The organism is Kitasatospora sp. NPDC049258 (assembly GCF_040678895.1).
Taxonomy (GTDB): Bacteria; Actinomycetota; Actinomycetes; order Streptomycetales; family Streptomycetaceae; genus Kitasatospora.
The window spans coordinates 1-19,208 of sequence record NZ_JBFAQT010000009.1 but is presented as its reverse complement, the minus strand read 5'-3'; the positions used below and the strand labels follow the sequence as shown (position 1 = coordinate 19,208).

Genomic DNA, 19,208 nt, shown 5'->3' with positions numbered 1-19,208 from the left:
GGCCGGCCCCACCGTCCTAGACTCTCGGCCATGGACCACACGCCGCAGGAGCGGCTCGAACGCCTCGTCACCCTCGCCTCCGGGAGCTACCTGCTGGTCACCACCTACCGGAAGGACGGCACCGCGGTGCCCACGCCGGTCTGGGTGGTCCGGGACGGCGACGCGCTCGGCGTCTGGACCGCCACCGACTCCTGGAAGGTCCGGCGGATCCGCAACCGCGCCGACGTCCTGGTCGGCCCGTGCGACGCGCGCGGCAGGTCGACCGGCGAGCAGGTGCCGGCCGTGGCGGAGATCTGCTCGCCCGAGCGGACGGCCGCCTACCGGACGCTGCTGCGCCAGAAGTACGGCCTGCTCGGCGTGGTGACGCTGCTGGGCAGCCGGCTGCGGCGTGGCGAGCGCGGCACCACCGGCATCCGGATCACCCTGACGGACTGACGGACTGACGGCCGCCGCGGCCGGCCCGGCCCGGTCCGTCGCCGGATCCGTCGCCCCGCTCAGCGGAACGCGTCGATGTGCTCCGTCAGGAATGCCTCCAGCCCGCGCGGGGCGCGCCCCAGGAGCCGGGCGACCGTGTCGGTCGGGGTCTCCGGTCGGGCGACCGCGAGCTGCTGGATCTCCACCACGTGGTCCGCCAGCCAGCCCGGCAGTCCACGCTCCGCGCTCAGCTGGGCCCGCAACTGCTCCGGCGGCAGGTCCAGGTGGCGGACCGGGCGCCCGCGCAACCGGCCCAGCAGCTCGGCGAGCCGGCCGAACGAGCAGGTCTCGGCGCCGGTCAGGCTGTACATGCCGCCGGCCAGTTCGGGGCGGGTCAGGACCGCGGCCGCCACCTCACCGATGTCCCGGCAGTCGATGTAGTTGCACGGTGCCTGGCCCATCGCGCCCACCACCGGGCCGCCGTGGGCCACGCCCGGCCCCAGCAGCAGAAGGTTCTGCATGAACGCGTAGGGGCGCAGGACGGAGGCGGTGACACCGGCCGCCCGCAGCCGGCTCTCGATGGTGTGGTGGCCGCGGGCTATCGCGACCGGGGAGTCCGGCTCCGCGGCCGGGGAGGAGATCTTGACGATGTGTTCGATGCCGGCCTCCACGGCGGCCTCGATGGCACGCAGCTCGAATTCGACCTGCCGCGGGCCGTTCTCCATGGTGAGGAAGAGCTGCCGGCCACCGCTGAACGCGGCGCGCAGCGAGGCGGGGTCGGCCGCGTCGGCGGCGTGGACCTCGACCTGCGGGGCTGCCGCGCCGAGGCGGGCGCGCAGTCCCTGCGGCTCGCGGCTCAGGGCCCGGCAGGGCACCCCGCTGCCGGCCAGACTGCGCACCAGTGCGCCGCCGGTCGCTCCGGTGGCTCCCATGACGATGATCATCAGTTTCCCTTCAGGGGTCGGGTGGTGAACCGGCCGCGCCAGCGCCAGCCGACGATCGTGGCGGCGAGCGCCGCGGAGAGCGGCAGGTCGAGGGAGAGGCGCTCCAGCCACGGCCCGCGCCACCCGGTCCAGCCGGGCAGCCAGCGCAGGGCCGCGCAGGCAAGGGCGAAGGCGAGCGCGGCCGCCAGGACCGCGCCGGCCAGCGACAGGACGGCCCGGTGCGCCGGCCCGGTGGCGCGGCGGCGGCCGAAGGCCTGCAGCAAGCCGCCGGCCAGCAGGGCGACCACCGCCGAGGTGCCGGCTATCGAGGTGCCGGCCGCCCGCAGCAGCTCGGTGTTCCCGCCGATGAGCGCGCCCGCGCCCGCCGTCACCGCGGGCGCGAGGTAGGCCATCGCGACCTCGCGCCAGAGCACGAACGGCGGCGGCCCCCCGGTCCGTTCGCCGGTCCGATGCTTCACCTTGGTCATGCGTTCCTCCCGAGAACAGTTAATTAGCTGCCTAACTATATGGGCCGAACAAAGCCCGCCGACCAGTGGCGGCGGGCGATGCCACGACCCTTCCCCTACTCCTCCACCAGGGCGCCGATGCCCTGCGCGATCCGCTCCAACAGCTCCAGGAACGTGCCTCGTTCGACCTCGCTGAGCCCCCCGACCATCGCTTCCAGTCGCCGGAAGTGCTCGGGGGCCATCTCCCGCAGCCGCTGCGCGCCGCGCGCCGTCAGCACCACGACCGTCCCCCGACCGTCCTCCCGGGAGGAGCGGCGAGCCACCAGGCCCTCCCGCTCCAGCCCGTCCACCAGGCCGGTGACCGTGGCCCGCGTCACGCCGAGCCCGGCCGCCAGCTGCGAGGGCGACTTCTCGCCACCGCAGTCCTCCAGGTCGGCCAGCAGCCGGTAGCGCCCCGTGGACAGACCGAACCTGCCGAAGTGCACCTCGCTCGCCTGCCCGAGCCGGGCGCCGGCAGCCATCAGCCGGACCGCGACCAGGACGGCCTGCGGGTCGGCGGTCAGCCCGTAGCGCCGGATCTGAACTGCGGCCTGATCCAGCGTCGGCTGGGCGAACTCACGATCGGCATCCTGCGGCATGCAAGTAATATGGCAGCTAATCACTGACTTCGTCAACCAGGTCCGCACCCCACTTGCAGGGCACGCCACCAAGCGGACCCGGCGGCCCGACCGGATGGCCGGGCCGCCGGGCGGTGTGACTCACACCTGCGCCATGCCGCCGTCCGCGAAGAGTTCGACACCGGTGATGAAGCTGGAGGCCTCGCTGGAGAGGAAGACCGCGGCCCTGCCCATCTCCCGCGGGTCGGCGATCCGGCCGGTGGGGTTGCCCTCCCCCATGGCCGTGACGGAGGCGTCGACCTGGTCGGCCCCTTGCGCCATCGCCAGCGCGCTGCGCAGCGAGGCGGTGTCGACCGCACCGGGGCTGAGGATGTTCATCCGGATGCCCGATCCCTTGATGTCCTGGATCCAGGCCCGGATGAAGTTGCGCACCGCCGCCTTCGAGCCGCCGTACAGGCTCATCCCGCGCGGCGGCTGGATGGAGGCGGTGGAGCCGATGATGACGACGGTGCCGCCGGGCGGCAGCAGCGCGAGCGCGGGCTGGACGGTGAACAGCACGCCCTTGGCATTGACGTCGAAGGTCCGGTCGAACTGCTCCTCGGTGATCGCGCCGAGCGGGGCGTGCGCGCCGATCCCGGCATTGGCCACGACCGCGTCGAGCCGCCCGTGACGCTCCTTCACCTGCCGGTAGGCGGCCTCCATGTCCGCGAGCCTGGTGACGTCGGCCACCACGCCCGAGCAGTTCGGCCCGATCGCCGCGACCGCCTCGTCCAGCGCCTCCTGCTGCAGGTCGGTGATGACCACGCGGGCGCCGTTGGCGACGAACTCCTGGGCGATGCCCAGGCCGACCCCGGACGCGCCGCCGGTGACGACGGCGACCTTTCCTTCGAGCGAGAGGCTCATCTTCTTCTCCTGTGGGTGAGCGGATTGCCGCATGCCGCCTGCGCGGCGGTAGCGGGGCACACCGGCGCGCGGCCGCCGGCCGGCATGCCCTAGAGTGGGAAGTGGAGGCGCCTCCAGTTCCTTTACTGTAAGTGGAGGCGCCGCCGGTTAGCAAGCCGGAACGACAGGGAGGCCGCGGATGGCCGCAGAGACAGGGCGCCCGCTACGGGCCGACGCGCAGCGCAACCGGGACAAGATCCTCGCGGCCGCGGTGCGGGTCTTCGCCGAGGACGGACTGGAGGCGCACCTGGAGCGCATCGCCAAGGAGGCCGGTGTCGGCTCCGGCACGCTCTACCGCAACTTCCCCACCCGGGAGGTCCTGATCGAGGCGGCCTACCGCAACGAGCTGATCCGGCTGTGCGACGCCGCCCCCGAGTTGCTGGCCACGTCGGCCCCGCGGGAGGCCCTGCGCGCCTGGACGGGCCGCTTCATCGACTACGCGACCGCCAAGTTCGGCATGGCCGACGCCCTGCGCGCCCTCGTCGAATCCGGCGTCAACCCCTATGCCCGGAGCCACGAGATGATGATGGCCGCCCTGTCCTCGCTGCTGGCCGCCGGCGTCGAGGCCGGCACCATCCGTTCCGACATCGGCGCCGCCGACATGTTCGCCGCGCTCACCGGCATCGCCCTCACCTCGGGAAAGCCGGAACAGCGGGAGCAGGCCGAACGCCTCCTCGACCTCACCCTGGACGGCCTGAGCACCGACCGCCGCTGACCGGCGGCGGGCTGCCGGCGCGAGCGCCGGGTCGTTCGTGGTCCTGCCGGGAGCGGGCACCTCACCGCTCCCGGCAGGACCACGGTGTGAGCCTTACGGGCGCCGCTGGCCCAGGACGCAGAACTCGTTGCCTTCGGGGTCCGCCAGGACGACCCACGACTGGTCGCCCTGGCCGATGTCGACACGCTGTGCGCCGTGGGCCACCAGCCGGGCCACCTCGGCGTCCTGGTCGTCAGGCCTGAAGTCGAGGTGCAGCCGGCTCTTGCTCTTCCTGCTCTCTTCGATCCGGACGAAGTCCAGCCCCGGCAGGCGATCCGGCGCCGGGCGGATCTCGAACTCGTCGTCCGAGGAGTGGACCACCACCCAGCCGAGAGCCGTGGCCCACCACTGCCCCAAGGCCGCCGGATCCACCGAGTGGACGATTACCTGTTCCCATTCCAAGGTCATTTACCGAGCTTAGAGCTGATCGGGCGTCGAACAACAGGGGCTCAGGCCCACCTCGTCGCCCACCTCACCGCCTGCCGGCGGACGGCGACCGCGAGAATGGCCCGCATGGACGATGCCACCTCCCCCCGCACTGCCCGCCGGACGGCTCCCCCCGCTGCTGTCCGGCCCGATCCCCTGCTGTACCCGGAGGTGGCCGCCGCCGGAGACCTGGTGTCGGCCCTGCGGCGCACCGCCGAGGACCTGCGGATCGACCTCGGCGGCGTGCGCGGCCCGAAATCGCCGACCGACTCCTGGCGGCACATCCTCGCGGTCGTGGAGGGTGGGCGCGGTCCGCTCACCGTGACGCTCCGGCGGGAGGAGCGGCGCTTCGACCTCACGATGTGGTGGACGGGAGTCGGAGAGAGCGGCCTCGGCGGCGTCGGCGGCCTGAAGGCCGTGGTCGAGCTGGCGGACGCCTGGCGAGCCGGTATGAAGCTCGGCGAGATCCGGGCGAGGTGGCCCTCCCTCGAGGTCGACGACCTCACCTTGGCGCACGACCGCGGAGCGGCCGTCGCCTTCAAGTGGCAGCTCACCCGCGACGCCCCCGACCGGCTGATCGACCACGACCTGGTCGAAGCGGCGTACGCGGCCCCGGCGCTCCGTGCGCTGTATCCGATGATCAGTCATGGCAGCCTGCAGTTCAGCCGCTGCACCCACCACCCGTTCTCGGGCGACGTCCCCAGCCTCTTCCCGCTGGCCGGCGGTGGCTGGCGGGTGGTCTGCCTGTGGGGCGGTGGCGCGATCCCGCACCGGGACGCCGCCACCCCGGAGCAGGCCGTCGAGTTCGTGCTGGCGGGGCTGCCCGAGGGTTGCGGGCCCGCGGTGGAGGGGCCCGCCGAGCTGCTGCCCGGCTGAGCGGCCGCGGGCCCGTCAACGGGCGGGGCCCCCGGCCCCGGTCGCCGCAGCAGCGGCGAGCCGGGTCCGGGGGCCCTGTCCGTCAGGTGTCCGAGCGGTCTCAGGCGAGGGTCGCGAGAGCCTCGTTGAGGGTCTTCGACGGACGCATCACCGCGGCCGCCTTGGCGACCACCGGCTGGTAGTAGCCGCCGATGTCGACCGGCGAGCCCTGCACCGCGATCAGCTCGTCGACGATCGTCTGCTCGTGCTCGGCGAGCGACTTGGCCAGGCCCGCGAACGCCTCGGCCAGCTCGGCGTCGGCGGTCTGCTGCGCCAGCTCCTGGGCCCAGTAGAGGGCCAGGAAGAAGTGGCTGCCGCGGTTGTCGATCCCGCCCAGGCGGCGGCTCGGCGACTTGTCGCGGTCCAGGAAGGTCCCGGTCGCCCGGTCCAGGGTGTCGGCGAGGACCTGGGCCCGCGCGTTGCCCGTGCTCTGCGCGAGGTGCTCGAAGCTGGCCGCCAGCGCGAAGAACTCGCCCAGGCTGTCCCAGCGCAGGTAGTTCTCCTTGACCAGCTGCTGGACGTGCTTCGGCGCGGAGCCGCCGGCCCCGGTCTCGAACAGGCCGCCGCCGTTGATCAGCGGGACCACCGAGAGCATCTTGGCGCTGGTGCCCAGCTCCAGGATCGGGAACAGGTCGGTCAGGTAGTCGCGCAGCACGTTGCCGGTGACCGAGATGGTGTCCTCGCCGCGGCGGATGCGCTCCAGCGAGAACGCGGTCGCGCGCTCCGGCGACATGATCTCGATCTGCAGGCCGTCGGTGTCGTGCTCCGGCAGGTACGCCCGGACCTTGGCGATCAGGTTGGCGTCGTGCGCGCGGCCCTCGTCCAGCCAGAACACCGCCGGGCTGCCGGTGGCGCGGGCGCGGTTGACGGCGAGCTTGACCCAGTCACGGATCGGCACGTCCTTGGTCTGGCACATCCGGAAGATGTCGCCGGCGCCGACCGGCTGCTCCAGCACCGCGTTGCCCGCGGCGTCGAGGACCCGCACCGTACCGTCGGCGGGGATCTCGAAGGTCTTGTCGTGGCTGCCGTACTCCTCGGCCGCCTGCGCCATCAGGCCGACGTTGGGCACCGAGCCCATGGTGGCCGGGTCGAAGGCGCCGTTGGCGCGGCAGTCGTCGATGACGACCTGGTACACGCCCGCGTAGCTGCTGTCGGGGATGACGGCGAGGGTGTCGGCCTCGTTGCCGTCCGGGCCCCACATGTGGCCGGAGGTGCGGATCATGGCCGGCATCGAGGCGTCCACGATCACGTCGCTCGGCACGTGCAGGTTGGTGATGCCGCGGTCGGAGTCGACCATGGCCAGCGCCGGGCCGTCGGCCAGCTCGGCGTCGAAGGACGCCTTGATCGCCGCGCCCTCGGGCAGCGCGTCCAGGCCGTGCAGGACCGCGCCGAGGCCGTTGTTCGGGTTCAGGCCGGCGGCGGCCAGCACCTCGCCGTACGCGGCGAAGGTCTTCGGGAAGAAGGCCCGCACCACGTGGCCGAAGATGATCGGGTCGGAGACCTTCATCATGGTGGCCTTGAGGTGCACCGAGAACAGCACGCCCTCGGCCTTGGCCCGGGCGACCTGGGCCGCGAAGAACTCGCGCAGCGCGGACACCCGCATCACGGAGGCGTCGACGACCTCGCCGGCCAGCACCGGGACGGACTCGCGCAGGACCGTGGTGGTGCCGTCGGCACCGACCAGCTCGATCTTCAGCGCGCCGGCCTCGGTGACGACCGCGGACCGCTCGGTGGAGCGGAAGTCGTCGGCGCCCATGTGCGCGACGTTGGTCTTCGAGTCGGCGGTCCACACGCCCATCCGGTGCGGGTGCGCCTTGGCGTAGTTCTTCACCGACAGCGGCGCGCGCCGGTCGGAGTTGCCCTCGCGCAGCACCGGGTTGACGGCGCTGCCCTTGACCTTGTCGTACCGCGCGCGGACGTCGCGGTCCTCGTCGGTCTTCGGGTCGTCCGGGTAGTCCGGCAGCGCGTAGCCCTGCTGCTGCAGCTCGGTGATCGCCGCCTTGAGCTGCGGGATGGAGGCCGAGATGTTCGGCAGCTTGATGATGTTGGCGCCCGGCGTCTTGGCCAGCTCGCCGAGCTCGGCGAGGGCGTCGGCGATCCGCTGACCCTCCTCCAGACGCTCCGGGAAGCTGGCGATGATGCGCCCGGCCAGCGAGATGTCACGGGTCTCCACCGTGACGCCCGCACTGGCGGCGTACGCCTGGACCACAGGCAGGAACGAATACGTTGCCAGGGCCGGGGCCTCGTCAGTATGCGTATAGATGATGGTCGAGTCAGTCACCGGTACTCCGCTCCACGTCGACAACGTCTCGACATCAAGATATCTCGGGATCGCCCCCGCACTCCACCGACCCCCGGATCGAGCCGCGTCGCGCGCCCCGGGCCCGCCCCCCGGGTTAACCGCTCGCAGCCCGGCGCGCCGCGCTGGCATGCTGGCCGGGTGGACAGACCGGAGATCTGGATCGACTTCGCCCCTGAACTGCACGTCTTCGTGCCCTCGGCCCGGCGGGCCGGGCGCTCGGCGCTCACCACCGACGGCGTCTCGACGCTCGGGCACCTGGTGGAGTCGCTCGGGGTGCCGCTGACCGAGGTCGGCGAGCTGCTGGTGGACGGCGAGCCGGTGCGCACCGCACACCTGCCCCGCCACGGCGAGCAGGTCACGGTCCGCGCCGTGAGCCGCCCGCAGCGGCTGGCCGGGCCGGCCCGCTTCCTGCTCGACGTGCACCTCGGGACGCTCGCCCGGCGGCTGCGGCTGCTCGGCGTGGACACCGCCTACGAGAGCGTGGACATCGGGGATCCGGCGCTGGCCACGCGCTCCGCCGCCGAGCAGCGCGTCCTGCTCTCCCGCGACCGGGGCCTGCTGCGGCGCCGGGAGCTGTGGGCCGGCGCCTACGTCTACAGCCACCGGCCCGCCGAGCAGCTCCGGGAGGTGCTGGCCCGGTTCGCGCCGCCGCTGCGCCCGTGGACCAGGTGCACGGCCTGCAACGGAACGCTGCGCCCGGCCACCAAGGAGGAGGTGCACGACCGGCTGGAGGGCGGCACCGAGCGCGCGTACGACACCTTTGCCCGCTGCACCGAGTGCGCGCAGGTGTACTGGCGCGGCGCCCACCACGCCAGTCTGGACGCCATCGTGGCCGGGGCGCTGCGCGAGTTCGGCGCCGCCGCCGAGGGTGGGGTCAGCGGCCCACCTGCCAGGTCAGCGAGTCGGTGAGGGAGGCCTTCAGGGCCGGGTCGATCACCGCGGGGGTGGGGTCGGTGGCCACCGCGGTGAGCCGGTGCGGCGCGCCCCAGCGGGGCAGCAGCCCGAGCCAGGCGAGCGGGATGCTGGTGCGGTCGCGCAGCGCCCACAGCTCGATGCCGTCCAGGTACCAGCGCAGCCGGGTGCCCGGGACGGGCAGCTCGACGGTGAGCCGGTCGGCCGCGGTGAGCGGCCGGTCGGTCGGCGTGGCGCTGGAGAGCGTGGCGGCGTAGCGGTAGAAGCCGGCGATCATGGCCTCCCGCCCGGGGAGGTTGAACTCCCGGCCGAGCGACCGCATGATCGAGTTGTCGGTGGGGCGGTAGAGCCCCTGCGGGTAGTAGCCGGCCCCCTCGTACGCGCCGACGGTGCCGCCGTCCGGCGACTGCCGGCCCAGCCAGCGGTACCACTTGGTGTGGGTGCGGCGCAGCCGGTCGGCGGTCAGCGTGGTGGTGTTGGCCTCGGCCGGCTCCTCGCCCTGGTAGGCGCCCTGGCCCTCGTAGAAGTACTCGTCGGCGAGGTGGCCCAGGGAGTGGCCGGTCTCGTGCACGGCGATCTGGCCGGACCGGTCGTTGCCGCCGGCCACGGTGGCTATCCCGGAGTAGCCGAGCGGGGAGACCACGTCGTTGTAGCCGGCGCCGCCGTACTTGGCGCTGTTGGCGACCACCACCACGAGGTCGGCCTGCGGTGCCTTGGCCGCGTAGCGGTCGACCGCGTCGGTGTCCACGCACAGCAGGCGCTCGACGTCCTCGCACCAGAAGTACGAGCCGAGCGCGGTGTCCCGGACGGTGGCCCGGTCCGGGTCGCCGGTGATCCCGGACTGGGCGGAGACGGCGGAGACGGCCCACACGTTGAACAGCGCGTGGTAGGTCGCGTAGGGCTCGACCGCGGTGATCTCCTGCCACTTCGTGGCGGCGTCGGCGCGGAACTTGTCCTGCTCGGCGGCGGTGTAGCCGTCCCCGATCATCACCACGTCCAGCTTGGCCGCGGTGCTGCCGCTCTGCAGGATCGGGGTGACGGTGCCGTCCCCGGCGGCGGGGGCGGCCGGGCGCGCCCGGGGGGCGAGCGCCGGTCGGGCCGGCACCTCGACCCGGCTGATGCCGCCGTCCTCGGCGAACACCTCGACCTGGTGCGCCGGCCGGCCGCTCGGCCCGGCCGGCCCGGACGCGACGGCGGGTCCGGCGCCGGTGGCGCCGGCCGCCAGGGCGGTGGCAGCGGCCAGGGCGATGGTGGCGAGTCTTCCCTTGCCCACGATGAGGTCCTCCCGGATCGACTTAACTTGACGATTAATCAGGCTTAATCGATGAGTTAATGTAGGGCACCACCGCGTCCCCGACAATGGGTCGGTGGCAACGGCGAGTTCGCGACGGAAGGGGCGGCCATGACCGAGGAGCAGGGCCCCGCCGAGATCGGTCGGCGCGTCCAACAGCTGCGGCACGAACGGGGGATGACCCAGCGAGCGCTGGCCGAGCCCGCCTACACCGCCGCCTACGTCTCCACCGTGGAGGCCGGCCGGGTGCGGCCCTCGGAGGCGGCCCTGCGGCACCTGGCCGACCGGCTCGGCGTCACCTACGACGAGCTCGCCACCGGCCGACCGGCCCACCTGGCCACCGAGTTGAGCTTCTCCCTGACCGAGGCCCAGAGCGCGCTGGCGGCCGGTGACACCGCCGCCGCGGCGGCCGGCTTCGCCACCGTGCTGGAGCGCGCCGACCGGCACGGCCTGGCGCCCGCCCGGGCCGCCGCCCTGCTCGGCCTCGGCGAGTGCGCGCTGGAGAGCGGGCGCCTGGACGAGGCCCGCGAGCACTTCGAATCGGCCGAACTCCTGCTGGCCGCCGAGGCGCCACCGCGCCGCGCCGCCGCGGTCCGCGGCCGCGCCGTGGCCCACCTGCTCGCGGGCGAACTCCGCTACGCCTGCTACCTGCTGGAGACCGCGATCGACCAGCTCAACGCCGGCGGGCTGCACGATCCGGACGCCCTGCTGCTCCTCTACTCCGCCGTCATCGGCCCGTACATGGACATGGGGGCGCACGCCCGCGCCGCCCAGGCCGCCGAGCTGGCCCTCGCGCTGGCCCCCGGCGCCACCGACCCGGCCCTGGTCGCCGGGCTGCACCGGAGCGTGGCCCGGACCCTGATCGCCGAGGGCCGCACCGCCGAGGCCGACGCCTCGCTCGCCAAGGCCCAGGAGCTCTACCAGCGGCTCCGGCTCAACTCGGACCTGGCCAAGTGCCACTGGATGCGCGGCTACGTGCACGCGCAGGCCGGCGACCTGGACCGGGCGGAGCACGAACTGCGCACGGCCCGCGCCATGCTGGCCTCCCAGCGGGCCGAACTCTTCACCCACCAGGTGGACGTCGAGCTGGCCGACGTGCTGCGCCGGCGCGGCCGCGACCAGGAGGCCGGCGACCTGCTCCACCGGCTGCTGGACCGGATCGGCCCGGAGCGCGGCGCCGTGCACGCCGCCGGGGCGCACCGCCTGCTCGGCCTGATCGCCGAGGAGCGGGAGGACACCGAGGCCGCCGAGGAGCACTACGTCGCGGCGCTCTCACTGCTGGAGCGGGCCGGGGCCGCCGGTGACCTGGCCGACCTCTGCCGGCTGCTGGGCGACCTGCTGCGGCGTACCGGCCGGATCGAACTCGCCCTGGACGTCTACCGCACCGGCCTCGGCCACCGCGCCGCCCCGGGCACCACCACTCTCGGCCCCGGCCCCGCCCACCCCCCGATCCACACCGCCGGGGCCACGCCGGATCGCTAGGGCTTGCCCCCCGCTCAGCGGATGCCGGAGTCGGGGTGCTCGGCGTCCCACGCGCGGCGCGCCCGCGCGATGGAGTCGCGGTGTGCCGCGGACCAGTCGGCGAGGGCCCTGACCAGGTGGGTCAGGCTGCGGCCGGTCGCGGTGAGCTCGTACTCGACCTGCGGCGGCACGGTGGGGTGCACGGTGCGGGCGAGCAGCCCGTCCCGTTCCAGCCGCCGCACCGTCAGCGTCAGCATCCGCTGCGAGATGCCCGGCACGGCGCGCTGCAGCTGCCGGAACCGCCGTACGCCCTGGGCCAGTTCGACCACGATCAGGACCGACCACTTGTCCCCGATCCGATCCAGCACCTCACGGATCCCGCAATCCTCGTGCTCCTCCCCGCAGCTGACGACGGGTGAGTCGGTTACCTCCGTGTGCCCCACCGACACCGAAGTGCCTCCTTACGCCTTCCGGTGCAGAACCGCAGGATGGTCCTGGTTACCGAACAGAACCTACCCGAAGAGGGAGACCCCGATGATCCTGGTCACCGGCGCCACCGGCGCTCTGGGCACGCTGATCGCCGAGCGGCTGGCCGAGCGCGACGACACCGTCCTCGGCACCCGCGATCCGGACGGGATCGACTCCCCGCTGCCGGTCCGCCGGATCGACTTCGACGATCCCGGCACCCTGGTCGAGGGCTTCGAGGGCGTGCACGTGCTGCTGCTGATCTCGGCCGGCTACGGCGAGGACGACACCGTCATCGCCCGGCACGGCGCCGCCCTCGACGCCGCCGCGAAGGCCGGCGTGCGCCATGTCGTCTACACCAGCCTCACCGGCGACGGCGACCACCTCCCGTACGCGCTGGCGCACCGCTGGACCGAGCGCCGGCTCCGGGAGAGCGGCCCGGCCTGGACGATCCTGCGCAACGGCCTCTACGCGGAGCTGCTGGGCCGGCTGGCGGCGCCCTCGGCGGACGGGCGGATCACCGCCCCGCTCGGTGACGGGCGGGTGGCGGCCGTCGCCCGCGCGGACCTGGCCGACGCCGCGGTCGCGGTGGTGCTGGATCCCGCCGCCCATGCCGGCCGCAGCTACGAGCTCGTCGGTGAGGAGACCGTGGGCGGCGCGGACCTGGCCCGGGCGCACGGCCCCGGGGTCGTCTACCGGCCGGAGACCCTCGCCCGGGCCAGGGCGGGGATCGCCGCCTCGGGCGCGGAGCCGTTCCAGGTGCCGATGGCGGTCGGCACCTGCTCGGCCGTCGCCGCCGGCTTCCTGGCCCGCACCGGCGGCGATCTGCGCGCCCTGCTGGGCCGCGCCCCCCGCTCCCCGCTCGCCGCGGCCGTCGGCCGGGAGCCGGTCAGCGGATGACCAGCAGCAGGTCACCGCCGTCCACCCCGGCCACGTCCGCGACGGCGAGCCGGTCGACCGTGCCGGCCACCGAGGTGGTGATGGCGGCCTCCATCTTCATCGCCTCGATGGTGGCGACCGTCTGGCCGGCGCTGACCTCGTCCCCGGGCCGGACGGTGACCGTGACGACGCCGCTGAACGGCGCCGCGACCTGGCGGGCGTTGCCGGCGTCGGCGCGCTCGCGCTCGGGCTTGCTGCTCTCGATCGAGCGGTCGCGCACCGAGACCGTGCGGGGCTGGCCGTTCAGCCGGCAGAACACGCTGCGGTGGCCCCGCTCGTCGGGCTCGCCGACCGCGTCGATGCCCAGGTAGAGCGAGACGCCGGCGGACAGTTCGGCGCACACCTCCTCCTCCGGCCGCAGACCGTAGAAGAACGCGGCGCTCGGCAGCACCGAGAGGTCGCCGCCCTCGGCCAGCGACGCCCGGTACTCCCGGGAGGGCCCGGGGAAGAGCAGGTCGTCCAGGGTGCGCCGGACCTGGTCACCGCCGAGCGCGGCCTCCTGCTCCGCGGTCAGCGCCACGCCGTGCGCCGGGACCGGACGCCCGGCCAGCGCCTTGCCGCGGAACGGCTCGGGCCAGCCCCCGGGCGGGGTGCCGAGTTCGCCGGACAGGAAGCCGACCACGCTCTCGGGGATGTCGAAGGAGCCCGGGTCGGCCTCGAAATCGGCCGGGTCCGCGTCCACCGCCGCCAGGTGCAGGGCGAGGTCGCCGACCACCTTGCTGGTCGGGGTGACCTTGATGATCCGGCCGAGGATCCGGTCGGCCGCCGCGTAGAGGCGCTCGACCTGCTCGAAGCGGTCGGCCAGGCCCAGCGCGGCGGCCTGCTGGCGGAGGTTGGAGAGCTGCCCGCCGGGGATCTCGTGCTGGTACACCCGGCCGGTGGGCGCCGGCAGGCCGCTCTCGAACGGCCGGTACAGGGCACGGACACCGGCCCAGTACGGCTCCAGCTCGCACAGCGCGTCCAGCGACAGCCCGGTGGCCCGCTCGGTGTGGTCGGTGGCCGCCACGATCGCGGACAGCGCGGGCTGGCTGGTCGTGCCGGAGAGCGCGGCCGAGGCGCCGTCCACCGCGTCCACCCCGGCCGCCGCCGCGGCCAGGTAGGTGGCGAGCTGGCCGCCGGCGGTGTCGTGGGTGTGCAGGTGGACCGGCAGGTCGAAGTTCTCCCGCAGCGCCTGCACCAGCCGGTGCGCGGCCGGCGGGCGCAGCAGGCCGGCCATGTCCTTGACGCACAGCACGTGCACGCCCGCCCGCACCAGCTGCTCGGCGGTGCGCAGGTAGTGGTCGAGGGTGTAGAGGCGCTCGGCCGGGTCGGAGAGGTCGCCGGTGTAGCAGAGCGTGCCCTCGGCGATCGCGCCGGTCTCCAGCACCGCGTCGATGGCGGGCCGCATCTGCCCGACGTCGTTCAGGGCGTCGAAGATCCGGAAGATGTCGATGCCGGTGGCCTCGGCCTCGTGGACGAAGGCCTGGGCCACCCGGTCGGGGTAGGGCGTGTAGCCGACCGTGTTGCGGCCCCGGAGCAGCATCTGCAGGCAGAGGTTGGGCATCGCCTCGCGCAGCTCGGCGAGCCGCTGCCACGGGTCCTCCTTGAGGAAGCGCAGCGCCACGTCGTAGGTGGCGCCGCCCCAGGCCTCCACGGAGAGCAGCTGCGGGGTGAGCCGGGCCACGTGCGGCGCGATCTCCACCATGTCCCTGGTCCGCAGCCGGGTGGCCAGCAGCGACTGGTGCGCGTCGCGGAAGGTGGTGTCGGTGACGGCCAGCGCGGGGCTGCTGCGCAGCTCGGCCGCGAACCGCTCGGGGCCGAGCGCCCGCAGCCGCTGGCGGCTGCCCTCCGGGGCGGGCCGGGTCAGGTCGGTGGACGGGAGCGCCGTGCGCGGGTCGGCCACCGCGGGCGCGGCGCCGAACGGCCGGTTGACGGTGACGTCCGCCAGGTAGGCCAGCAGCCGGGTGCCGCGGTCGGCGCCGGTGGGTGCGGTGAGCAGGTCGGGGCGGTCCTCGATGAAGGAGGTGGTCAGCCGGCCGGCCCGGAAGTCCGGGTCCTTGAGCACGCCCTGCAGGAACGGGATGTTGGTGGCCACGCCGCGGATCCGGAACTCCGCCACCGCCCGCTCGGCCCTGCTCACGGCGGTGTCGAAGTCCCGCCCCCGGCAGGTGAGTTTGACCAGCAGGGAGTCGAAGTACGGGGTGACCTCGGCGCTGCTGTAGGTGCCGCCGTCCAGCCGGACCCCGGCGCCGCCGGGCGAGCGGTAGGCGGTGATCCGGCCGGTGTCGGGGCGGAAGTCGTGGGCCGGGTCCTCGGTGGTGATCCGGCACTGGAGGGCGGCGCCGCTCAGCCGCACGCCCTGCTGGGTCAGCCCCAGGTCGGCAAGGCTCTCGCCGCCGGCGATCCGCAGCTGGGCCTGGACCAGGTCGACCGAGGTGACCTCCTCGGTGACGGTGTGCTCGACCTGGATCCGCGGGTTCATCTCGATGAAGACGTACCGGCCGCGCTCGTCCAGCAGGAACTCCACGGTGCCGGCGCCCAGGTAGCCGATCTCCTGGCCCAGCCGCACCGCGTCGGCGCACATCCGCTCGCGCAGCTCCGGGTCCAGGCCCGGGGCCGGGGCGATCTCGACCACCTTCTGGTGGCGGCGCTGGACCGAGCAGTCGCGCTCGTACAGGTGGATGACCTGCCCGGTGGCGTCCGCGAGGAGCTGCACCTCGATGTGGCGGGGGCGGACCACGGCCTCCTCCAGGAAGACCGTGGGGTCGCCGAAGGCGGAGGCGGCCTCGCGCATGGCCGCGTCCACGGCGGCCGGGAGCGCCTCCCGGTCCTCGACCCGGCGCAGCCCGCGGCCGCCGCCGCCGGCGGCCGCCTTGACGAACAGCGGGAAGCCGATCGCCTCGGCCGCGGCCACCAGGGCGGCCGGGTCGTCCTGCGGGTCCACCGTGTTCAGCACGGGGAGCCCGGCGGAGCGGGCCGCCGCCAGTGCGCGGACCTTGTTGCCGGCCAGGTCGAGCACCTCGGCGGGCGGGCCGACGAAGGTCAGCCCCTCGCGGGCGCAGGCCAGGGCGAGTTCGGGGTTCTCCGACAGGAAGCCGTAGCCGGGGTAGACGGCGTCGGCGCCGCAGCGCACCGCGGTCGCGACGATGGCCTCGACGTCGAGGTAGCTGCGCAGCGGGTGCCCGGGTTCGCCGATCTGGTAGCTCTCGTCGGCCTTCTGCCGGTGCAGCGAGTGGCGGTCCTCGTGCGGGTAGACGGCCACCGAGCGGATGCCCAGCTCGTTCGCCGCGCGGAACGCCCTGATGGCGATCTCGCCGCGATTCGCCACGAGCACCTTGCGGATCATGTCGGGGTCTCCTTGCGCGGTGGCGGACTGCGGGGGCGGACTGCGGGGGCTGCGGGCAGTTCGTGCTGTTCGGCGGCGCTCAGGTGCCCCGTGGTGCGGCGGCCGCGCTCCGGGCGTCACCCGCTCGGGGCCCGGTCGCCGCCAGGACGGTGCCAGCGTAGGGCGATGATCCGCAACGGTCCAGTACGCCGGGCGGGCGCCACCGGCCCCGCGCCGCGGCCCGCGGTCAGCCGATCTCCAGCACCAGCTTCCCGGTGTTCTCGCCGCGGAAGAGCATCTGCAGGGTCTGCGGGAAGTCGTCCACACCTCCCCGGACCAGGTGCTCCTTGACCTTGATCCGGCCGTCCGCGATCCAGCCGGCGAGCTCGCGCGCGGCCTCGGCGAAGCGGGGGGCGTAGTCGAAGACCACGAAGCCCTCCATCCGGGCACGGCGCACCAAGAGTGTCAGGTAGTTGGCCGGGCCCTGCACCGCGGCCTCGTTGTTGTACTGGCTGATGGCACCGCAGATCACCACCCGGGCGTGCATCGCCAGCCGGGTCAGCGCGGCGTCCAGGATGTCGCCGCCGACGTTGTCGAAGTAGACGTCGATGCCGTCGGGGGCGTGGGCGCGCAGTGCCTTGCGGACGTCCTGCGCGCGGTAGTCGATCGCCGCGTCGAAGCCGAGCTCCTCGGTGAGCAGGGCGCACTTCTCGGCGCCGCCGGCGATCCCGACCACCCGGCAGCCCTTCACCTTGGCGATCTGGCCGACCATGGTGCCGACCGCGCCCGCCGCCCCGGACACCACGACGGTCTCGCCCTCCTTGAGCGCGCCGACGTCCAGCAGGCCGAAGTAGGCGGTCATCCCGGACATCCCGAGCGCGCCGAGGAAGGTGGACGGCGGGGCGAGCGCCGGGTCGATCTTCAGCGCGCCCTTGCCGCCGGAGACCACGTACTCCTGCACGCCGAAGGTGCCGACCACGTGGTCGCCGGGGTGGTAGTCGGGGTGGTTGGACTCGGTGACCTCGATGACCGACCCGGCCCGCATGACCTCGCTCAGACCCACCGGCGGCAGGTAGGAGGGGCGGTCGTCGAGCCAGCCGCGCATCGCCGGGTCCAGCGAGATGTACCTGGTCCGGCCGGCGAACCGGCCTTCGCCGGGGGCCTCGGCCGGCTCGGTGACGTGCGCCCAGTCCTCGGGCTTCAACTCGCCCACCGGGCGGGCGGCGAGGCGGATCTGGCGGTTGGTTCCCGGCATGAGGTCTCCTGTGGCCTTCTGGGTCGAAACGGGTGGCCCCGCGACGCGACTGCCGACAGTCTAAGCAAGCGCTTAGTCATCCGCCAGGGCGGGGCCGCGCCGCCGGGTCACCTCGACGGGAGCCGTCAGGAGGAGGCGCCGGGCCCGGCATCCAGCTCGTAGTCGAACCACATCCGGTGCGTACCGTCGGCGTCGACCGCCAGCCCGCCGCCGCCGCGGATCCCGGCCAGCTCCCCGGTGCCGCTGGCGGGCACGATGGTGAAGAACTCGGCCGTCCGGTCGCTGCCCGAGGTGGTCGCCGAGTGGGCGAAGTTGAAGGCACCCTCGCGCCCGTTCAACGAGCCCTCGAAGGACTCCATCGCCACATAGGTGCCGACACCGGTCTCCTGGTCGAAGGCCGCCGTGAAGAGGGTGGCGGAGCGGCCGACGACCTCGCCCTCGAAGCTCTTCTCCAAAGTCGCCACCCCCACCGGGAGGTTGGTGCCGATCGCCGGGGCCGGCACCAGCTCGGTCGGGACGAAGGACTTCACGCTGAACGTTCCGGAGGCTCTCATGCCGGCCATGGTAGGGGCGGGGTAGGACAGCCCGGCCGGACGACACCCCACCCTCAACCGCCGCCCCCGCCACCACCCCGGACGGTCGCGCCGTGGTGGCAGGCGAGCACCAGGCGCGCCTCCCGGAGCAGGCCGAGCGCGGTCCGCAGGTGCCGGGCGACCTGCGGCAGCAGGGTGCCGCGGAACCGGTCCGCGCGGGCGAGCTCGGCGGCCGCGCGGGCCAGCAGGTCGGCCGCGTCCGGAAAGTCCGGATGGCGCCCGTCCGCGGCGGTCTCGGCCGCGACGGCGGCCAGGAGTTCGGCGATCTCCCCCGCCCCAGGGTCGTCCAGCACGTCCTCGCCCCAGAGCAGCAGCTCCCGGGCGACCGCGTGCAGCAGGGCATCCCGACGTCGTTCCCACCAACCCCCGCATGTCACACGGAGATCATCCCTCATCACGGAGCGCAGCGAGGGCGGATGGCCCAGCTCGCATCCAGGTGTTGGTTTTCGGGCGATCCTGTTCGGTTTTCCGACCCGGGCACCCACCGGCAACCCGGGCAGAACGTCACAAGGGGATCTCAGCCGCCCGAACCTCTTGACGCAGTCGCCGTAACAGGGATGTCATATGGCCCATCACGTTTGAACATGTTGAGTTATGGGCGCTTTTTGGCCAGTGGGCCACTGAACCGAACTGCTCCCCGCACCGAGCCGATCCCACCCCGACACCGTGCCACCGCCGAGCCGCGGCGAGCGCATCAAGGAGCGTCATCGTGTCCCGTACCTACCGCCACCAGGCCGCCGCCGCCGGCCTGCTGCTCGTCCTCGGCCTGGCCACCGGCTGCTCCACCGGCCGGGAGGCCACCGGCGGCGACGCCTCGGTCGCGCCGGTCAGCGGGAAGATCTCGATCACCTACCTGCAGAAGCAGGGCGACCAGGAGTACTTCATCGGCGAGGCCGCCGGCGCGAAGGCGAAGGCCGCGGAGCTGGGCGTGGACCTGAAGGTGGTGAACCTCGGCAACGACGCCAACAAGACGGTCAGCGAGGTGCAGTCGGCGATCGCGCAGAAGAGCAACGGCCTGATCATCGTCGTGCCGGACCCGGCCGTCGGCCCGCAGGTGGTGCAGACCGCGAAGGACGCCAAGGTCGCCCTGCTCACCTCCGACGACCAGATCTGTGCCACCGGCCCCGCCCCGGCCTCCTGTGCCAAGAGCGACCTCGTGCCGCGGATCGGCTTCAGCGGCGCCCAGATGGGCGGCGAGGTCGGCAAGCGCGCCGTCGAGGAGTACAAG

The 19,208-nt window shown here is 73.7% G+C and carries 19 protein-coding genes; 7 read left to right on the top strand and 12 right to left on the bottom strand.

Annotated features, from left to right (window positions below):
• Positions 1-30: 30 nt before the first annotated feature.
• Complete coding sequence (locus tag AB0K43_RS10345) at positions 31-435, top strand: PPOX class F420-dependent oxidoreductase (protein ID WP_363637923.1); 405 nt, start codon at positions 31-33, stop codon at positions 433-435.
• Positions 436-494: 59 nt separating this feature from the next.
• Here the strand turns inward: AB0K43_RS10345 and AB0K43_RS10340 are convergent, their stop codons facing one another.
• From AB0K43_RS10340 to AB0K43_RS10325, 4 genes are all read right to left on the bottom strand, one after another.
• Entirely contained in the window at positions 495-1,346 is an 852-nt protein-coding gene (locus AB0K43_RS10340; RefSeq protein ID WP_363637921.1) for an NmrA family NAD(P)-binding protein, read from the bottom strand.
• Between the two features lie 11 nt (positions 1,347-1,357).
• Positions 1,358-1,825: a hypothetical protein gene (locus AB0K43_RS10335; protein ID WP_363637919.1), complete on the bottom strand. Its 468-nt coding sequence runs from the start codon at positions 1,823-1,825 to the stop codon at positions 1,358-1,360.
• Positions 1,826-1,920: 95 nt separating this feature from the next.
• The gene (locus AB0K43_RS10330; RefSeq protein WP_363637917.1) at positions 1,921-2,442 is read right to left on the bottom strand and encodes a MarR family transcriptional regulator; all 522 of its coding nucleotides are present in this window, start codon (positions 2,440-2,442) and stop codon (positions 1,921-1,923) included.
• A gap of 120 nt (positions 2,443-2,562) precedes the next feature.
• Positions 2,563-3,324 (bottom strand): SDR family oxidoreductase, encoded by a 762-nt coding sequence (locus AB0K43_RS10325; RefSeq protein WP_363637915.1) that lies wholly within the window; start codon positions 3,322-3,324, stop codon positions 2,563-2,565.
• A gap of 178 nt (positions 3,325-3,502) precedes the next feature.
• Between AB0K43_RS10325 and AB0K43_RS10320 the strand changes: the two genes are divergently transcribed.
• Entirely contained in the window at positions 3,503-4,078 is a 576-nt protein-coding gene (locus tag AB0K43_RS10320; protein WP_363637913.1) for a helix-turn-helix domain-containing protein, read from the top strand.
• Between the two features lie 93 nt (positions 4,079-4,171).
• Here AB0K43_RS10320 and AB0K43_RS10315 read toward each other — a convergent pair whose 3' ends face one another.
• Entirely contained in the window at positions 4,172-4,525 is a 354-nt protein-coding gene (locus AB0K43_RS10315; RefSeq protein ID WP_363637911.1) for a VOC family protein, read from the bottom strand.
• Between the two features lie 105 nt (positions 4,526-4,630).
• Here AB0K43_RS10315 and AB0K43_RS10310 point away from each other — a divergent pair, with 105 nt between their 5' ends.
• Positions 4,631-5,419, top strand: a complete 789-nt coding sequence (locus AB0K43_RS10310) for a DUF6193 family natural product biosynthesis protein (protein WP_363637909.1) — start codon at positions 4,631-4,633, stop codon at positions 5,417-5,419.
• Between the two features lie 100 nt (positions 5,420-5,519).
• On the opposite strand, the gene AB0K43_RS10305 is transcribed toward AB0K43_RS10310, so the two are convergent.
• Positions 5,520-7,739: an NADP-dependent isocitrate dehydrogenase gene (locus AB0K43_RS10305; protein WP_363637907.1), complete on the bottom strand. Its 2,220-nt coding sequence runs from the start codon at positions 7,737-7,739 to the stop codon at positions 5,520-5,522.
• 159 nt (positions 7,740-7,898) lie between these two features.
• Here AB0K43_RS10305 and AB0K43_RS10300 point away from each other — a divergent pair, with 159 nt between their 5' ends.
• Entirely contained in the window at positions 7,899-8,669 is a 771-nt protein-coding gene (locus AB0K43_RS10300) for a Mut7-C RNAse domain-containing protein (RefSeq protein ID WP_363637905.1), read from the top strand.
• Here AB0K43_RS10300 and AB0K43_RS10295 read toward each other — a convergent pair.
• Positions 8,635-9,945, bottom strand: a complete 1,311-nt coding sequence (locus tag AB0K43_RS10295) for a M64 family metallopeptidase (RefSeq protein ID WP_363637903.1) — start codon at positions 9,943-9,945, stop codon at positions 8,635-8,637. The two genes, AB0K43_RS10300 and AB0K43_RS10295, sit on opposite strands and share 35 nt — an antisense overlap.
• A gap of 129 nt (positions 9,946-10,074) precedes the next feature.
• On the opposite strand from AB0K43_RS10295, the gene AB0K43_RS10290 reads away from it, so the two are divergent.
• Positions 10,075-11,445: a helix-turn-helix transcriptional regulator gene (locus AB0K43_RS10290; protein ID WP_363637901.1), complete on the top strand. Its 1,371-nt coding sequence runs from the start codon at positions 10,075-10,077 to the stop codon at positions 11,443-11,445.
• A 14-nt stretch (positions 11,446-11,459) separates the two neighbouring features.
• Here AB0K43_RS10290 and AB0K43_RS10285 read toward each other — a convergent pair whose 3' ends face one another.
• Positions 11,460-11,873 carry a helix-turn-helix domain-containing protein gene (locus tag AB0K43_RS10285; RefSeq protein WP_363637899.1) on the bottom strand — a complete coding sequence of 138 codons (414 nt, stop codon included), beginning with the start codon at positions 11,871-11,873 and terminating at the stop codon, positions 11,460-11,462.
• A gap of 85 nt (positions 11,874-11,958) precedes the next feature.
• On the opposite strand from AB0K43_RS10285, the gene AB0K43_RS10280 reads away from it, so the two are divergent.
• Entirely contained in the window at positions 11,959-12,789 is an 831-nt protein-coding gene (locus tag AB0K43_RS10280; RefSeq protein ID WP_363637897.1) for an NAD(P)H-binding protein, read from the top strand.
• Here AB0K43_RS10280 and AB0K43_RS10275 read toward each other — a convergent pair.
• The 4 genes from AB0K43_RS10275 to AB0K43_RS10260 all read right to left on the bottom strand — a co-directional run bounded on the left by AB0K43_RS10275 (position 12,779) and on the right by AB0K43_RS10260 (position 18,357).
• Positions 12,779-16,153, bottom strand: a complete 3,375-nt coding sequence (locus AB0K43_RS10275) for a pyruvate carboxylase (protein ID WP_363637895.1) — start codon at positions 16,151-16,153, stop codon at positions 12,779-12,781. The two genes, AB0K43_RS10280 and AB0K43_RS10275, sit on opposite strands and share 11 nt — an antisense overlap.
• Positions 16,154-16,379: 226 nt before the next feature.
• Positions 16,380-17,387 carry an NADP-dependent oxidoreductase gene (locus tag AB0K43_RS10270; RefSeq protein ID WP_363637893.1) on the bottom strand — a complete coding sequence of 336 codons (1,008 nt, stop codon included), beginning with the start codon at positions 17,385-17,387 and terminating at the stop codon, positions 16,380-16,382.
• Positions 17,388-17,512: 125 nt separating this feature from the next.
• On the bottom strand, positions 17,513-17,941 hold the full coding sequence (locus AB0K43_RS10265; protein WP_363637891.1) for a DUF3224 domain-containing protein: 429 nt from the start codon (positions 17,939-17,941) through the stop codon (positions 17,513-17,515).
• A 53-nt stretch (positions 17,942-17,994) separates the two neighbouring features.
• A complete protein-coding gene (locus tag AB0K43_RS10260) occupies positions 17,995-18,357 on the bottom strand; it encodes a hypothetical protein (protein ID WP_363637889.1) in 363 nt (120 codons plus the stop codon).
• 332 nt (positions 18,358-18,689) lie between these two features.
• Between AB0K43_RS10260 and AB0K43_RS10255 the strand changes: the two genes are divergently transcribed.
• The coding region (locus tag AB0K43_RS10255; RefSeq protein ID WP_363637887.1) for a substrate-binding domain-containing protein at positions 18,690-19,208 on the top strand (519 nt) is incomplete at its 3' end.

What these genes read in the sequence shown, in the direction of transcription:
- AB0K43_RS10340 (WP_363637921.1), bottom strand. Translation starts at nt 1,346, where the DNA reads ATGGGAGCCACCGGAGCGACCGGCGGCGCACTGGTGCGCAGTCTGGCC.
- AB0K43_RS10275 (WP_363637895.1), bottom strand. Translation starts at nt 16,153, where the DNA reads ATGATCCGCAAGGTGCTCGTGGCGAATCGCGGCGAGATCGCCATCAGG.
- AB0K43_RS10330 (WP_363637917.1), bottom strand. Translation starts at nt 2,442, where the DNA reads ATGCCGCAGGATGCCGATCGTGAGTTCGCCCAGCCGACGCTGGATCAG.
- AB0K43_RS10335 (WP_363637919.1), bottom strand. Translation starts at nt 1,825, where the DNA reads ATGACCAAGGTGAAGCATCGGACCGGCGAACGGACCGGGGGGCCGCCG.
- AB0K43_RS10265 (WP_363637891.1), bottom strand. Translation starts at nt 17,941, where the DNA reads ATGAGAGCCTCCGGAACGTTCAGCGTGAAGTCCTTCGTCCCGACCGAG.
- AB0K43_RS10325 (WP_363637915.1), bottom strand. Translation starts at nt 3,324, where the DNA reads ATGAGCCTCTCGCTCGAAGGAAAGGTCGCCGTCGTCACCGGCGGCGCG.
- AB0K43_RS10315 (WP_363637911.1), bottom strand. Translation starts at nt 4,525, where the DNA reads ATGACCTTGGAATGGGAACAGGTAATCGTCCACTCGGTGGATCCGGCG.
- AB0K43_RS10270 (WP_363637893.1), bottom strand. Translation starts at nt 17,387, where the DNA reads ATGCCGGGAACCAACCGCCAGATCCGCCTCGCCGCCCGCCCGGTGGGC.
- AB0K43_RS10280 (WP_363637897.1), top strand. Translation starts at nt 11,959, where the DNA reads ATGATCCTGGTCACCGGCGCCACCGGCGCTCTGGGCACGCTGATCGCC.
- AB0K43_RS10320 (WP_363637913.1), top strand. Translation starts at nt 3,503, where the DNA reads ATGGCCGCAGAGACAGGGCGCCCGCTACGGGCCGACGCGCAGCGCAAC.
- AB0K43_RS10345 (WP_363637923.1), top strand. Translation starts at nt 31, where the DNA reads ATGGACCACACGCCGCAGGAGCGGCTCGAACGCCTCGTCACCCTCGCC.
- AB0K43_RS10310 (WP_363637909.1), top strand. Translation starts at nt 4,631, where the DNA reads ATGGACGATGCCACCTCCCCCCGCACTGCCCGCCGGACGGCTCCCCCC.
- AB0K43_RS10290 (WP_363637901.1), top strand. Translation starts at nt 10,075, where the DNA reads ATGACCGAGGAGCAGGGCCCCGCCGAGATCGGTCGGCGCGTCCAACAG.